Source organism: Nostoc favosum CHAB5714 (assembly GCF_020829495.1).
GTDB lineage: Bacteria > Cyanobacteriota > Cyanobacteriia > Cyanobacteriales > Nostocaceae > Nostoc > Nostoc favosum.
Genome location: NZ_JAIVFQ010000077.1, coordinates 17,999 through 32,448, shown reverse-complemented (window position 1 = coordinate 32,448; position 14,450 = coordinate 17,999). Strand labels below are relative to the sequence as shown.

Sequence of the window (14,450 nt, the reverse complement as noted above, 5' to 3'; positions counted from 1 at the left end):
ATCTTGTGGAACGTCAAAAGCTCTTTGGATTAGTCAAAACCAGGCGTAAGCGCCATCGACAGATTGACGCTTACACCCAACAAATTTGGGCTTTATCCTCTTAAGTTGACACCAATGGGCAAAGACAAGCCCCTACAGGTGTACCTCACGTAAACGAGAACCGCTATACTATCTCTACCTCAAAAACTTTGGATTTGGTTCATGATGTCCATCTAGCGATCGCCTAAAGACTACCAGAAACTCCAGTTAACTCACTATCTCTACCTCAGAATCCTATGCTATCATGGTTTAACTAGCGTCCTATGGCTACTAAGATATCTTATAAATATTAAAGTAGTTCAAGGAATTGTGCTGTGGCGGCATAGCCAAGTGGTAAGGCAGAGGTCTGCAAAACCTCCACCGACGGTTCAAATCCGTCTGCCGCCTTAAGGGTTTCAGCCTTTTAGGACAATCGAAGACAGATAAACTGGGGTAAATGATAGTCAAACTGATAGTCAAAGGGGTAACTTGGCTATCTTTAGATATAACTAGACATCTAAAAGATATCTAATGGCTTCCATTAAGTTACCTATTACCCTAAGTAATGAACTCTACTCGCAACTACAATCCCTTGCATCGGCCAATGGGTTATCTATGGCAGCCCAAATCAGATACCTTATCGTCCAAGCCACCCAAGGGAGACTTCAGGGACTCGATAACCAGCCTGAATAACTCAATGGTTGCCTTGAATCAATCATTAGACCGATTGAATAGGAATCTAAACAGAAGTTATTGAGAGGTTGATTAAGTCTTTACCCAACAAATAGCTTCAGTGGCATGAATATACTAAACCCCCTGTGATTGCTAGGGGTATTTTTATGGCCTTATACCAATTCTTTATGAAGCTGCGCTAAATAAGGCTTCAAGGATAAAGTCGTAAGAAGTGATACTAATTCTGTATGAAGATGCGCTAAACCATATTAGGGCTGAAGTGCAAGAAATAAAAACGTAGACGCGTTCGCGGAGCGTCTTGTAGAGAAGCGGCTTGCCGCAGGCTACCGCTAAGGACGCAAAGAAAGAAAAAAGGTTTAGAGGATGTCTGAAAAGTTTTGAGGAGGTAATTTTGACTACGCAAGCTGTTTTAACATTAAACGAATCATTGCGACATAAATAAAAGCCTCTGTCGTTTCAGGTAAAATCTCATAGTCCTTACTTAATCTGCGACACCAATTGAACCAACCAAAAGTTCTCTCAACCAGCCAACGCTTTGGCAGGACAACAAAACCCTTCTGTTCTTGAGAGCGTGTAACAACGCTCCAGAGCCAGCGATAAACATCCATTACCCAGTGCGTAAAATCCTTACCGCGATAGCCACCATCAACCCAAATCCGAATCAATCTACCCATGCGCGAGCGTACTTGATGCAGTTTTGATAGAACTTTTTTTGCTCCTGCTTGTTCACTTACGTTTGCGGCCGTAATTACGACAACGATAAGTAAGCCTAATGTATAGATAAGTATATGCCGCTTACGTCATGCAAATTTTTTTACCTGAGTCATAGCCGACTTCCTTGGAAACCATTGTTGCTGTCTCAACCGAAAGACTCGTGCCATAATTGCCTCAGATGGAGATGGTTCTCGATTTTGGCTTACACGCACCCACAAGCGTAATCGCTCATGAATTTGTTGCCACGTCCCGTCCTTACCCCACTGTCGGAAATAATGGTATACAGTTTTCCAATTGGGAAAATCGTTCGGGAGCATTCGCCACGCGCAACCCGCACATAATATGTATAGGATTGCGTTAACGATCGCCTGCATATTGACACTACGTTTTCGACCACCACTTTTGGGCTGAGGAATTAGTCCTGATAGTAGTTCCCACTGTTCTAAAGTCAGATTACGCAGGATAGATGGATTCATAGCTCTCATAACGCTGTCATACTTAAGTATTTTTTCTACTGACAGGATACCGTTATGTGGGCTTTCTTACTTCTCAGACATCCTCTTAGCGTAGCCTCACAAAGAAATGGTATGAGAGAGGCAATCATCGATGTTTACTTTGTATATTTATTATATTTTAAAAGTGTATCTAATGATGAAAAATACACTTAATGTACTGAAGCAATAAATTCATGGAAAAACTTTTTTATAAAATTAGGTGTTAATACAAAACCTAAAGTTCCTCATCACCAATTATATGCTGAGAGGATAGTCAATAGCTAACTATCAAGTTCCTCATCTGCACTTTATGGTAGGTGTCAAATTCACTGATTTGAATAAAACTTCTACATAAACACACACTGATGCAGCTTGATTTGCTTGAATAGCTATATTGATAGGACATTGATAAGAGAGCAATTCACAATCCTGATTATGGCAAGTAAATTCATTGATGTTAGGGAATATACTGTCAGGGCGCACAAAAGACAGATTCATACTCGTGTTTTCCAGTTTGTCTGTAAAGAGTGTAACGATCTGACAAAGCGCGAGACTTTCGGGCCTCGACCCTTATATTGTGAGAGATGTCGCCCTCCCCAACCGCCTAAGAAATCCCAGCCAGCATCTCACAAAGCAAAACCCAGAGCAATGTCTTACAAAAGTGACATCGATTTAAATTGATTGAAGCCTTATGACTCAAAATGGACAATTAGAACCACCTCCAGGCACCTTTGTCTCACCACTGTTGGAACTACGAGACTATTATGCTCGCCTCACAGAAGAGTATGAACGCCTCTTTGTGCAGGCGCGATCGCAGCTGGATCATGTAGAAGCGTTGTTGTCTAACTGGTCTTTTTCTGATCACAGTAAGCAGATATCAAGTCTGACGGCGGCTGATGAAACCTCAGATGTTTCCCAAGAAGGCCCTCTGGTGTTTTTATCACCTCTTGATGACATCGACGAAATCAACTTGGTGGAGTCTGTACAGTCAGAACTTGCAGACAAAGACTTGGTTGAGATCGATAATTCCTTTTCTGCTACTGTTGATACAAAAGAGGTTCAACCTTCAACTATATCGCCAGATCCAAAGATCGCCCCAGAGAACAACGATAGTTCAACAAAGGTGGCAGAAATCCCCATGCTACCCCAGTATAATCACGCTCTTTCACGAATGGAAGCCATAAAACAGCTATTGCAAGAGCAGATAGGTACTGTGTGTCATATCGATTTTATCGTGCGATCGCTTTATGGAGAGTTAGATTCCAATCTATTCAAAGTAGTTAAAGGTCGGGTTCAATCTTCCCTCACCCAAGGCAGAGAAAGGAATTACTGGGTAACTATTCCTGATGAGCCAGGTTGTTATACTCTGGATTTAAGTTTGGTAGCCCCAAGTAACCGCAATGGTGCTTCTAGGAGCATCAAAAACAAAAACAAGAAGCCTTTCGTACCCCCGACAAAAGCAGTACCAATGCTCAAAGCCTTTGAGGGTCAATTCTTAATTGATGCCCTCACCTCTCTGTTGGAAGAAAATCCAGGTAAAGTTTTCAGCGTTGCTGAAGTCATCGCCGGAATTTATGGAGAACTAGATTCTCAGCAACTTCGAGAGGTCAAAAATAAGGTGCTGAACGAATTATCTAGAGGCTATCGAACAGGCAGATTCTCTAGGGTTCCTAACCAAATTGGCTTCTATACTTGGGACTCCAATATGATATTGGAAGGTAGTTCTCGTTAAATGGGCATGGGGCATGGGGCATGGGGCATGGGGCATTGGGCATTGGGCATGGGGCATGGGGCATTGGGCATTGGGCATTGGGCATTGGGCATTGGGCATTGGTTATTAATTCTTGTCCCTCACTCCCTTATCTCCCCCTGCTCCCTCATCTCCCTCATCTCCCCCTGCTCCCCCATCTCCCCCATCTCCCCCATCTCCCTCATCTCCCCCATCTCCCCCTATCCTAAAAACAGCTTGTATGCCGGATTCTTATTTTCATCCCAATAGCGATAGCCCAGTTTATCGAGAAAAGCTTGCCACTCTTCCATCTCGTGCGGGGGAACCTGGATACCAACAACGATTCGTCCGTAGTCTGCCCCATTGTTGCGGTAGTGAAAAAGACTAATATTCCAGTCGGGACTCATGGAAGTAACAAACTTCATCAATGCGCCGGGACGTTCGGGAAACTCAAAACGGTAGAGCAATTCATTATGAGCAAGGGGAGAGTGCCCACCCACCATGTGGCGCAGATGTAATTTAGTTAGTTCGTCGTCGGTTAAATCAAGAGTTTCAAATCCTTGAGCTTCAAAGGTTTCTACCATCTTTGCCGCATCAGCACGATTTTGAATTTGCACACCGACAAAAATATGGGCTGTTTTTTCGTCGGCAATGCGATAATTAAACTCGGTAAGATTACGATTGCCAATACATTCACAAAACTGGCGAATACTTCCCCGTTCCTCTGGAATTGTGACTGCAAAGATTGCTTCGCGGCGTTCGCCCAACTCTGCCCGTTCTGCCACAAAGCGGAGGCGATCAAAATTCATGTTTGCACCACAGGCTACAGCAATTAAGGTTTGTCCCTCGATTTGCTCTCGTTCTGCGTAGGCTTTAGCAGCTGCGATCGCTAATGCACCGGCTGGTTCTAAAATTGATCGCGTATCCTCAAACACGTCTTTAATCGCAGCACAAGTATCGTCTGTATCCACCAAAATAATTTCATCTACATACTGCTGACATAAACGGAAGGTTTCTTCACCTACTTCTCGCACCGCCACACCATCAGCAAATAACCCCACTTGGGACAAGCGCACCCGATGTCCAGCTTTTAGCGATTGAGACATCGCATCAGCATCTACTGGCTCAACGCCAATAATCTTGATTTCCGGACGCAAGCGTTTTACATAAGCCCCAATCCCAGAAATTAATCCACCCCCTCCAATCGCTACAAAAATCGCATGGATGGGTTGCTGATATTGTCGTAAAATTTCCATCCCAATTGTTCCCTGTCCAGCAATGACATGAGGATCATCGAAAGGATGAATAAACGTCAAACCTTTTTCTATTTCTAATTCACGGGCATAGCTATAAGCATCGTCGTAGGTGTTTCCATGTAAGACGACTGCTCCGCCCCTCATTCTAACTGCGTCCACCTTGACTTGGGGTGTAGTTATTGGCATAACGATAATCGCTTTGGTTCCCAAGCGATTGGCTGCAAGGGCGACTCCCTGAGCATGGTTCCCCGCAGACGCTGCGATTACACCCTGTGCTAATATATCTGGTGGCAGTTGCACCATTTTGTTATAAGCACCCCGCAGTTTAAAGGAAAATACTGACTGCATATCCTCACGTTTCAGCAGGAGTTGATTATTCAGCCGCGCAGACAAATTTGGGGCATACTCCAGTGGTGTTTCTTGGGCAACATCGTACACACGGGCAGTCAGGATTTGGATGAGGTAGTCGCAATACATGGGCGTCAAGGTGTTAGCAAATGCCGGATGGAAACTAATTTTACGTTACAAGCGATCGCACTGGTTTTATTTAATTGCACTTTCTCAAAATTTTGAGTGAATAAAATTTAAAAATTACTAATACTGTTTGAAGAGAAATCAATTCAGTAATTGAATTTTGTTTGTTACCTAAAAATCAGTGCGATCGCTGGTAGATTTATTTTAAACGAGTTTTGCTAACTGCCCAAGTATTTAGATCAACAGATAACTATAATAATGTTGCTTATGAACATAACTTCTCAATTTATGTTAAAGTATGCGTGAAAGATTAAATTCGGCTGTGTAGTTTGTTTTTATAATATATACTTGTATTACAGACCTCTCCGGATCTAAATCTCTACACCCCCTGATTCTGGAGACATTCTATGTCAATTTACGTCGGTAACCTATCTTATGAGGTTAAAGAAGATGACCTCCGGAACGTCTTTGCAGAATACGGAACGGTAAAAAATGTTCAATTGCCTATCGACCGAGAAACAGGTCGGATGAGAGGTTTCGGCTTTGTAGAATTGGAATCAGACGCACAAGAAACAGCAGCGATTGAGGCCCTTGATACTGCTGAGTGGATGGGTCGGAGCTTAAAAGTTAATAAAGCTAAACCCAAAACAGACGGAGGTTCCTCTGGCGGTAGACGAGGTGATGGTGGTTCCTCTCGTCGCTATTAAGGTCTAAAGCTAAGAATTTAACTCTAAAGTCTTGAGGGCAGACAAGGCGTCTGCCTTTTTTGTGCTTTGGTTGACTGGAGTATTTACCACAACCAAACCACAAACTAAGCCAATTTAGTAGAAATTGATAGTATGGCCCAAATAATACTAGGCGAAAATGAAGGGATTGAATCGGCGTTACGTCGATTTAAGCCAGAAATATCGAAGGCGGGGTTTTTTCAGATATCACAAAGCACCGTCACATTGAAACGCCTCTGCAAAAGCGCAAACGCAAACCAATTGCCAAGCACAAACAGCGTAAGAGAATTTTCCGCAATTGATAATAACTGTCTGTTATGAAGCCATGCGCTCGTTTTTGTAACAGGTGTAGTAACCATGAACCCAGAAGCTAAACATATTGTTAGCGAACTAAGGCGTGAGTTCTACTCTAACTTTGCTGCTGCTATGAATATGCCGGTGAGCATAACTGGTACATCTTACAGTAGTAATTCACCGATCGCATCTTGGATGGATCATAGGCAGAGAATGAACTATCTAAATGTATACGCTTATACAGCACCTGATGAATTTGTCCCATTGCGCCCATTCATTCTTCGACTGGCTATTAACAAGAGTGCTGGTAGAATCACGACGTTCAGAAAAGGACAAATCTGCCGAGGTCTTAATTTGATGTGGGACTTTGAATTAACTGTACTACCAAAAGAAATTTTAGACTTTCTTCCCTGGATAGTTAACTTAGTTGAATCCCATGAAAAAGGTTCGCCCTTATTGCTATCACCACCCTATTCATTTGAATTAGAAGTGCCAGAAGTCGGGTTATTTAATAGCGTATGGACTCAGAAAGCTTGGCTCCTTGCAAATTCGGCAATATTTTAATGGTTGGTGCTAATCGCTTTTTTAGCAACCGACTAAAAATAAATATATGTGCTTGGCTAAGTTTGCCCAATAAGAAAGTAACGAGCCTACTTTGGGGAGCATCCAAAATATTTGTAAATTTTTAAAACAAAATATATAATGTCGCACGAGTGCTAGAAGGTTCTCTTCATTTGCTTGGTAATCATGCTACTCGCGCGTTAATACCTGCTATATGCCTGATAATTAATAAGGCAATCTACAGAGAGCAAAGATGCAGACTCTCCAAAAACTCTCCCTGCCAAGTATGGGCTGCGGGACTTGGGCCTGGGGCAACCAACTGCTTTGGGGATATGACGAAAGTATGGATGACCAGTTACAAGCCGTCTTTAACCTTTGTGTAAGCAACGGTGTGACTTTATTTGATACAGGTGATTCTTACGGAACTGGGAGATTGAATGGTCGCAGTGAGCTACTGCTGGGACGATTCAGCCGAGAATATGTAGGTTCAGGCAAAGAAAATATTTGTATTGCGACTAAGCTTGCTGCTTACCCGTGGAGATGGACACGTCAGGCAATGGTAAGGGCTTGCAAGTCATCTGCCCAACGCCTGGGAAAAAACGTAGATTTGGTACAGATGCACTGGTCTACAGCAAACTATGCTCCTTGGCAAGAGGAAGGGCTGTTAGATGGTCTTGCCGATCTGTATGAGCAAGGACTAGTTAAGGGAGTGGGACTATCCAATTATGGGCCTAAACGGCTTAAGCAAGTGCAAAAAAAGTTTGCTGAACGAGGCGTTTCTATTATTACTTTGCAAGTTCAATATTCTTTGTTGTCTACATATCCTGTCACCCAACTAAAGCTCAAAGACCTTTGTGATGAGTTGGGAATTAAACTTATTGCCTACAGCCCTCTGGCTTTGGGGCTATTGACTGGGAAATACTCTGAGCAAGGCCCTTTGCCCAAAGGCATCCGAGGTCTGCTGTTTAGGCAGATATTACCAGGAATGCGTAGGCGTAGCCAGCCGCAGGCATCGCTTTTGGCATGTTTACAAGAGGTGGCACAGTCCAGAAACAAAACCATGTCTCAGGTAGCAATTAATTGGTGCATCTGTAAAGGAACCATTCCCATCCCTGGAGCAAAGAGCGTGGAACAGGCGAGGGAGAATATTGGTGCATTGGGTTGGCAATTAAACGCCAATGAGATTGCAGAGTTGGATAGGGCGGCGGCGAATGCAGACAAAAAAATGGTACAAAATATATTTCAAACTAAGTAAAATTTCAACGTTGCTGAATTTGAATATGAATCATTGCAAAAACCTGGTTTAAGTTTGAGACTAAAAATACTTGGATTTGACACAAATTAAGAGATTTAGGGACTTCCAAGTAAAAAAATATTCCATTGCTATTGTTCACTGTTGACCGTTGACGGTTCACGAGTTTTCAGTCAACAGTCAACGACTTTAAGTGGAATAATTTATTTTTTGGAGTTCCCTTATCTCTTAATTATGTTTAGCAAAAGCTAAGTCACTTTCAATTAACTTAGCACCTGTTAGGTTAGCCCCACTCAAATTGCAGAAGTTAAAATTTGCGCCTCTGAGGTCAGCTAGCGATAGATTAGCTCCTGTTAAATCTGCATCAGTTAGGTTAACTTCACTTAAGTTAGCGCTACTTAGGTTAGCCCCTCTCATATCTGCTAGTTGCAGGTCTGCCCCCTTTAGGTTTGCTCTCATTAGATATGCCTTACTCAGGTCGGCTCCACTTAAATTAGCTTCACTTAGGTCTGCTGCTGTTAAATCAGCTTTACTTAAATTGGCTTGACTTAGGTCTGCCCAACTCAACTTTGCATAACTTAGATTAATTTCACTCAGTTTCACTGATGGAAGTACTGCACACCTCAAATTAGCATTAATAAAAATTTTTTCTCCCATTGCATAACGGCATAAAATTTCATCAGTTGCTATTCTGTTTAAAACAGCTTTTGATGCGCCTTGATAACACCATGCAGCTTCTAATAGTTTGGTAGCAGTGTTAACAGCTACCTCATCACATTTAGCCATTATCACACCATTGCAGCCATCCCACTGACCGTTAAGCATAAAGGCAATTTCACTAGCGGCAGCAATTGAGTCAAATAGTAAAATAGATTCTTTGTGCTGTTTTAACCAGCTATTCCAACCAATCGAGATAATATTTCTCATTTGTATAAGTTTTGGCGCGTTAAGTGACGATTACGGCTCTAACTTCAAGATATTAATATACTCTGCTTAGTCTATCTCTGCCTTGAATTATTTATTCAAGGTTAGTTCTACCAGACACCAGGACAAAAAACTGGGCTTCGTTTTTCAAGACTGCCTCTTTTGTGCGTCAGTTAGTGACAGAGCGCTGCACAAAGACTTACAACACGCTTTGCAGCCCATCTACAGCGCCCAGTCACAAAGGACTTACAATCGGATTAAGTACAAACTCTGCAAGAACTAAGTTCTAAACAGCTGAGTCTGAGCGTTCTATTTGTTGGCGAATGGTCTCAATAGAAGCATTAATGCCAGCCAGTCTGGACTCTAAATCATCTCGCATCCAAATCAAGAATTTTAATTTCCGCTCTAAGCCAGCTTTGCGCGAAATGGGTTCGCTTCCATAACAGGCATTACCCCAAAAAGGAAACATAGTTTACCTCTGTATTTAGCTTTTGTAACAGTGCAATATATTGCACTACTACACTACATTATGACTAATCACAATCAGACTGGTGTGTGTAACAACCGACCTAAATTTGACGTGCTTAACGAACTTTGCTAAAAGTTATCAATTCAACTGGCAGAGTTTACCATACTACCATCAACTCTTTCTATTCGTCCTTTAAGAAAAAGTTGAAGTGACAGAGGCACTTCAATTAAAGACAGAAAGATTCTGCCAATTTGGCATTACAAGTCTCTGTTTTGCAGTTTAAATGAGATATCAAGAGAACGGGACAGCCCAAAGGTTACACGAGGAATGGTTTACCATATACCTCAGTACCTTCACAAATCGCCAGTTGTTGGCCTAATGCTGTAAAATATCTTTTCATTTAACACAGCAGATTACAAGTTACTAAGTTACAATATTTTGCTCTACAGCAAGTAAAAAAACCTTTTTTACTTGCTGTACCTGTAATGCAGTGAATATCATACCCAATAAGGACTATTTTGATTTTCGTGCCGATTTGGGTGGTGTTCGGTGTGTGCCAAAGTACTTCTCACTGCGATAGCGCAGCCATACCCGCAACACTTGCGGAATCTGCTCTTTTTGTTCCTTGCTCAGTGTATTGTAAAGGAAGATTGCGCGATCGCGCTCACCCCGACAGGCAGCGTTATTGTGAGCATCCCAATAGCTGCGGGCTACCCGAATCCGCCGACAGACTTCCTTAATTAGCGCTTCTCCTGTGAGTGGAGCGTCCTGCTTTGCCATACTCAGATGCGATAAATTTCTAATGCGATCGTAGCGAGTCAGACTCATTCTCACAATTACAACCTAAACAAGTCAAACCCGCAAATCGATTTCACTAGACTTTAGACACAGACAGCAAAAGTAACTCAGCAATTAAATTCTGTGAAAACATAAATTTGTTCATTCCTAAGTATGGTGATTATTCATATTTTTTCATCTTTAAAAGAGATTGATGCTCGGTAGAATAATTTATGCGTATTCATCATCTTAATTGCGGTTGTATGTGCCCGATTGGTGGGGCGCTCTTCGACGGCTTTAGTCGTGGGCTAACAGCTTGTCTGGTCTGTCACTGTCTGCTCATCGAGACAAATCAGGGACTCGTTCTCATAGATACAGGCTTCGGTCAGCGCGATATTCAAGCGCCATTATCAAGACTCAGCCCCTTCTTCATGAATTTGAATCGCATCAAGTTTGAAGAAAAATACACGGCGGTTGCGGCTATTGAAAAGCTCGGCTTGAACCCGCGCGATGTCCGTCACATAGTGCTTACTCACCTCGATTTTGACCATGCAGGCGGGTTGGAAGATTTTCCAGAAGCAACCGTGCATGTAATGCTCAGTGAGATTGAAGCAGCGCGGGAACGGCAGGGCTTTATCTCATCTCGACGTTACCGCCCTGGCCAGTGGGACGAAGTAGAAAATTGGAAGTATTATTCGGCTGGTGGTGAACCTTGGTTTGGCTTTGAAGCAGTACGTAACCTCGAAGGACTACCACCCGAAATTCTCCTGATACCGCTCGTCGGTCACACACGGGGTCATGCAGGTATCGCTATTGAGACATCCGAAGGCTGGCTCTTACATGCAGGCGATGCTTACTTTTACCGACACGAAATCGGCTCTCCTAAACGAGTTTGCACACCTGGTCTGCGTGCCTATCAATGGTTCATGGAGGTAGACCGCAAGGCTCGACTTTATAATCAAGATAAGTTGCGTGCGTTATCGCTCGACCACAATAGTGAAGTGCGCCTCTTTTGTAGCCATGATGCGATAGAGTTCAAAACCTTCGCTGACCAAGATAATTCGCAATTGCAGAAAGACAATTTGCGCTCATCAGCCTCCAATTAGCTAAAAAACTCAATGTATCTCAACGGAATTATGCGGTTTTCAAGGTTCGGCTGAAATTCGTTGATGAGTTTTAACACTCTTAATTCAAAGTAAAATATCTTACCTAAGCTTGTCAAGGTTTTAATACAATACGCTTGGGTTAAGGCTAAAACTCTTTATCTAAATCATTTTTTTTAACGACGAACCACAGAGGCGCAGAGAACATAGAGAGAAGAAAAAAATGCTTAACTGAACTGTATTGGGTTTTAATACCTGCTCAAGTCGATTTCAATAAGCAATTAAGCATATAGCTTTCTCAAAATGCTTGATTGCTTTCTCATTTCAGTAGATTCAGCAAGCAAAAACAAATATTGCTTTCTCAAAATGCTTGATTGCTTTCTCATTTCAGTAGATTCAGCAAGCAAAAACAAATATTGCTTTCTCAAAATGCTTGATTGCTTTCTCATTTCGGTATATCGCGCATTCATTTCAGTAGATTCAGCAAGCAAAAACAAATATTGCTTTCTCAAAATGCTTGATTGCTTTCTCATTTCGGTAAATTCAGCAAGCAAAAACAAATATTGCTTTCTCAAAAGCTTGATTGCTTTCTCATTTCGGTATATCACGCATTCATTACAATATCGCTATGTAACAAAAACCATTTAATAATTACCGGAGTTCTCTCAAGCTGATCAATACGGAAGTTCTTTAGAGTAAAGAATATTAACCGTATTGGATTACAAGGTTCATATCATGGCTCGGAAAAAAAGAACGTCTCAGGTGTTAGAGAAAGCAGTGCGTCGTGCTGCTGGCATCAACTCAATTGATCCGAATTTAAATGTCGGCAATGGACTCAGCCTACCGGCCTTTTCAACCCTAATTGAGACGATGCGAACTAGAGAGCATTTATATAACACTGCTCTTTCTAACCTCGATAAGTTGTACCATGAAATGCTCGAAACAGAGCGCGAGTTGGCAGATATGGCAGAGCATATGCTGTTGGGAGTTGCTATTCAATATGGTAAAAGCAGTGTGGAATACGGCATGGCGGGAGGTGTTCCTAAGAACCAACGCCGCAAGGGACTGCGAGGTGAGTCACCAGTTCCCAGTTCACAGCAACCGTCATTCATTGTCGGTGTGAACGGTAACGGCAGCAAAAATGGCAGCCAGAATGGAAACAAAGCAGCAGCGACAAGTTAGCTTGTATTAAAGACCCCACGGATGAATCCTTGTCCTTATACCAATTCACGAAAACCCTGATACATATAGATTTATCGTAGGGGCATGGCAAAGACAAGCCCCTAATAACATATTTGTATCATTATTAAAGTGAAATGGTATTACCATATCTTTTTAATCTCTGGCTTCGTTGCCAACCCGCCTTGGAATAAATTCCGAGGCTAATAGGTTAAGTCCTCTCAAGAGGACTAAATACAAGGTTTTAAGTCATGTAGATGGTTAGACTCTGTGTGTTTGGGAAAATTTCAGTCCACTTAAGTGGACTTAGGCTATGAGCCGCAGAACTTAAGTTCTGGGCGGGATGTCGGTGGACGCGATACTTTGACTGTTACAAAAATGTGGGTAATGATAAGCGGATGAATCTGGGGGCTTGAATAATTAGCTTGAGCATTTTTCTTTTGAGAATCCCTATAGAATGACGCTTCATCAAAATCATTCTGTTTGATAAAGAAGGCGATCGCGCTAATACTTTCAATTCAAATGTACTATAGCGTAATTTTTTCATCAGATCCGATTTTTGCCTGGCAGCAAATTAGCGATCGCAGTACTAGTGACCTGTAATATTTAGGACAAAAAAAGTGGCTCTGCAATCAGCAGAACCACTAAAGCTTTCGCAAACCTGTTATAACTTAACGAACTGCCCCTTGAGCAGAAACAGTATCAATCGGTTTCATCAGGTACAGGCGCAATAACTGCCAGCCATTGGAGATGTAAAGCGGCAGTTTTTGGAAGATTTGCAGGAATTTGGGAGTGCTGGAGTTAGCGATCGCACTCAGCTTCTCGTTATTGCTTATACAAGTATCCAACCGTTGATAAAACTCTGGATTCTCTACATCCAGCATCAATGGGAACACTCGACCTGCGTTTTCGTTAGTCTTCTTAATTACATGGATGTCGTATTCTCGCGCATCCAATCCAAGGGTGGCATAAAAGTCCTTGCGTTGGATGTCATTGAGATACATTGTCGCAAACACCGACAACAAGAAGAACCGACTCCACAGCCGTGCTTTCCAATCATTCAATATTTGCGGCTGGGATTTCATGATCGCATCAAAGAAATCGCCGTGACGGTTTTCATCTTGACACCAGTTCTCGAAGAACCGGAAGATTGGATAAACTCGGTCTTCGGGATGTGCTTCTAAATGGCGATAAATGGTGATGTAGCGCCAATAACCGATCTTCTCAGAAAGATAAGTAGCGTAGAAGATGAATTTCGGTTTAAAGAAGGTATAATTGCGACTCTTAGTCAAAAACCCTAAATCTAGGGACAGATTAAAGTCCGACAAAGCTTTGTTTAAAAAGCCAGCGTGACGTGCTTCATCCCGTGACATCAGGTTAAAACACTCTGCCAAGACGGGGCTTTTTCCTTTCAAGCGACGGCCAAGTTCTTTATACAGTAAAAAGCCGGAAAACTCTGCCGTACATGAGCGTTCTAGAAACTCAACGAACAATCGGCGAGTTTCCCCGTCAATATGATCCCAGGATTGTTCAAACTCGGCATCCCGAACAAAGTGATGGCGGTTGTAGTCAGTGCGGAACTCTTCGAGAATGGCTTGTAACTCGTCTTCATTGACGGAGATATCCATCCGCGCCATTTCATCAAAATCGGTAGTATAAAACCGAGGTGTTAACAGGGTTTCTTTTGCCGGGACTTTAATCCCTGGCCGGATTTCTTCAAAGCCTGGTTTTTTGAGGGAATCTACCATGTCTTGATTGCTCTTTCGTCTTTATTATCTTAAGTAGACC

The 14,450-nt window shown here is 42.4% G+C and carries 14 protein-coding genes, 1 tRNA gene and 2 pseudogenes; 10 read left to right on the top strand and 7 right to left on the bottom strand.

Going from position 1 to position 14,450, the window contains the following annotated elements; genetic code table 11:
• Positions 1–355: 355 nt before the first annotated feature.
• Positions 356–426 (top strand) — tRNA-Cys (locus tag LC586_RS30540).
• A gap of 123 nt (positions 427–549) precedes the next feature.
• Positions 550–711, top strand: a complete 162-nt coding sequence (locus LC586_RS30535) for a ribbon-helix-helix domain-containing protein (RefSeq protein ID WP_229489050.1) — start codon at positions 550–552, stop codon at positions 709–711.
• A gap of 395 nt (positions 712–1,106) precedes the next feature.
• Here LC586_RS30535 and LC586_RS30530 read toward each other — a convergent pair.
• A pseudogene (locus LC586_RS30530) lies at positions 1,107–1,901 on the bottom strand (IS5 family transposase).
• A 453-nt stretch (positions 1,902–2,354) separates the two neighbouring features.
• On the opposite strand from LC586_RS30530, the gene LC586_RS30525 reads away from it, so the two are divergent.
• The gene (locus LC586_RS30525) at positions 2,355–2,600 is read left to right on the top strand and encodes a hypothetical protein (RefSeq protein ID WP_099099597.1); all 246 of its coding nucleotides are present in this window, start codon (positions 2,355–2,357) and stop codon (positions 2,598–2,600) included.
• A gap of 10 nt (positions 2,601–2,610) precedes the next feature.
• Positions 2,611–3,651: a hypothetical protein gene (locus LC586_RS30520; RefSeq protein ID WP_229489048.1), complete on the top strand. Its 1,041-nt coding sequence runs from the start codon at positions 2,611–2,613 to the stop codon at positions 3,649–3,651.
• Between the two features lie 218 nt (positions 3,652–3,869).
• Here the strand turns inward: LC586_RS30520 and ilvA are convergent, their stop codons facing one another.
• Entirely contained in the window at positions 3,870–5,381 is a 1,512-nt protein-coding gene (gene ilvA, locus LC586_RS30515; RefSeq protein WP_229489047.1) for a threonine ammonia-lyase, biosynthetic, read from the bottom strand.
• Positions 5,382–5,785: 404 nt separating this feature from the next.
• Between ilvA and rbp the strand changes: the two genes are divergently transcribed.
• The 4 genes and pseudogenes from rbp (at position 5,786) to LC586_RS30495 (ending at position 8,213) form a co-directional block, all read left to right on the top strand.
• On the top strand, positions 5,786–6,085 hold the full coding sequence (gene rbp, locus LC586_RS30510; protein WP_229489044.1) for an RNA-binding regulator: 300 nt from the start codon (positions 5,786–5,788) through the stop codon (positions 6,083–6,085).
• 132 nt (positions 6,086–6,217) lie between these two features.
• A pseudogene (rpsU, locus tag LC586_RS30505) lies at positions 6,218–6,405 on the top strand (30S ribosomal protein S21).
• Between the two features lie 55 nt (positions 6,406–6,460).
• Positions 6,461–6,961 carry a hypothetical protein gene (locus LC586_RS30500; protein ID WP_229489042.1) on the top strand — a complete coding sequence of 167 codons (501 nt, stop codon included), beginning with the start codon at positions 6,461–6,463 and terminating at the stop codon, positions 6,959–6,961.
• A gap of 250 nt (positions 6,962–7,211) precedes the next feature.
• Positions 7,212–8,213: an aldo/keto reductase gene (locus LC586_RS30495; RefSeq protein ID WP_229489040.1), complete on the top strand. Its 1,002-nt coding sequence runs from the start codon at positions 7,212–7,214 to the stop codon at positions 8,211–8,213.
• 225 nt (positions 8,214–8,438) lie between these two features.
• Here LC586_RS30495 and LC586_RS30490 read toward each other — a convergent pair whose 3' ends face one another.
• The 3 genes from LC586_RS30490 to LC586_RS30480 form a co-directional block, all read right to left on the bottom strand.
• A complete protein-coding gene (locus LC586_RS30490) occupies positions 8,439–9,137 on the bottom strand; it encodes a pentapeptide repeat-containing protein (RefSeq protein ID WP_229489038.1) in 699 nt (232 codons plus the stop codon).
• Between the two features lie 283 nt (positions 9,138–9,420).
• Entirely contained in the window at positions 9,421–9,603 is a 183-nt protein-coding gene (locus LC586_RS30485; protein ID WP_229469515.1) for a hypothetical protein, read from the bottom strand.
• 513 nt (positions 9,604–10,116) lie between these two features.
• A complete protein-coding gene (locus LC586_RS30480; protein ID WP_306423306.1) occupies positions 10,117–10,383 on the bottom strand; it encodes a Precorrin-3B methylase in 267 nt (88 codons plus the stop codon).
• Positions 10,384–10,613: 230 nt separating this feature from the next.
• On the opposite strand from LC586_RS30480, the gene LC586_RS30475 reads away from it, so the two are divergent.
• On the top strand, positions 10,614–11,486 hold the full coding sequence (locus tag LC586_RS30475; RefSeq protein WP_306423305.1) for an MBL fold metallo-hydrolase: 873 nt from the start codon (positions 10,614–10,616) through the stop codon (positions 11,484–11,486).
• Between the two features lie 278 nt (positions 11,487–11,764).
• Here LC586_RS30475 and LC586_RS30470 read toward each other — a convergent pair whose 3' ends face one another.
• Positions 11,765–12,058 carry a hypothetical protein gene (locus tag LC586_RS30470; RefSeq protein ID WP_229489034.1) on the bottom strand — a complete coding sequence of 98 codons (294 nt, stop codon included), beginning with the start codon at positions 12,056–12,058 and terminating at the stop codon, positions 11,765–11,767.
• Between the two features lie 160 nt (positions 12,059–12,218).
• Between LC586_RS30470 and LC586_RS30465 the strand changes: the two genes are divergently transcribed.
• Positions 12,219–12,665 carry a hypothetical protein gene (locus LC586_RS30465; RefSeq protein WP_229489033.1) on the top strand — a complete coding sequence of 149 codons (447 nt, stop codon included), beginning with the start codon at positions 12,219–12,221 and terminating at the stop codon, positions 12,663–12,665.
• Positions 12,666–13,333: 668 nt separating this feature from the next.
• Here the strand turns inward: LC586_RS30465 and acsF are convergent.
• Positions 13,334–14,410 (bottom strand): magnesium-protoporphyrin IX monomethyl ester (oxidative) cyclase, encoded by a 1,077-nt coding sequence (acsF, locus tag LC586_RS30460; protein ID WP_229489032.1) that lies wholly within the window; start codon positions 14,408–14,410, stop codon positions 13,334–13,336.
• Between the last annotated feature and the right edge of the window lie 40 nt (positions 14,411–14,450).

Excerpts from the sequence above, each read along its gene's own strand:
- LC586_RS30465 (WP_229489033.1), top strand. The coding sequence starts at position 12,219 with ATGGCTCGGAAAAAAAGAACGTCTCAGGTGTTAGAGAAAGCAGTGCGT.
- LC586_RS30485 (WP_229469515.1), bottom strand. The coding sequence starts at position 9,603 with ATGTTTCCTTTTTGGGGTAATGCCTGTTATGGAAGCGAACCCATTTCG.
- LC586_RS30525 (WP_099099597.1), top strand. The coding sequence starts at position 2,355 with ATGGCAAGTAAATTCATTGATGTTAGGGAATATACTGTCAGGGCGCAC.
- LC586_RS30495 (WP_229489040.1), top strand. The coding sequence starts at position 7,212 with ATGCAGACTCTCCAAAAACTCTCCCTGCCAAGTATGGGCTGCGGGACT.
- LC586_RS30520 (WP_229489048.1), top strand. The coding sequence starts at position 2,611 with ATGACTCAAAATGGACAATTAGAACCACCTCCAGGCACCTTTGTCTCA.
- LC586_RS30480 (WP_306423306.1), bottom strand. The coding sequence starts at position 10,383 with ATGGCAAAGCAGGACGCTCCACTCACAGGAGAAGCGCTAATTAAGGAA.
- LC586_RS30535 (WP_229489050.1), top strand. The coding sequence starts at position 550 with ATGGCTTCCATTAAGTTACCTATTACCCTAAGTAATGAACTCTACTCG.
- rbp (WP_229489044.1), top strand. The coding sequence starts at position 5,786 with ATGTCAATTTACGTCGGTAACCTATCTTATGAGGTTAAAGAAGATGAC.
- LC586_RS30500 (WP_229489042.1), top strand. The coding sequence starts at position 6,461 with ATGAACCCAGAAGCTAAACATATTGTTAGCGAACTAAGGCGTGAGTTC.
- LC586_RS30475 (WP_306423305.1), top strand. The coding sequence starts at position 10,614 with ATGCGTATTCATCATCTTAATTGCGGTTGTATGTGCCCGATTGGTGGG.
- LC586_RS30490 (WP_229489038.1), bottom strand. The coding sequence starts at position 9,137 with ATGAGAAATATTATCTCGATTGGTTGGAATAGCTGGTTAAAACAGCAC.
- acsF (WP_229489032.1), bottom strand. The coding sequence starts at position 14,410 with ATGGTAGATTCCCTCAAAAAACCAGGCTTTGAAGAAATCCGGCCAGGG.
- ilvA (WP_229489047.1), bottom strand. The coding sequence starts at position 5,381 with ATGTATTGCGACTACCTCATCCAAATCCTGACTGCCCGTGTGTACGAT.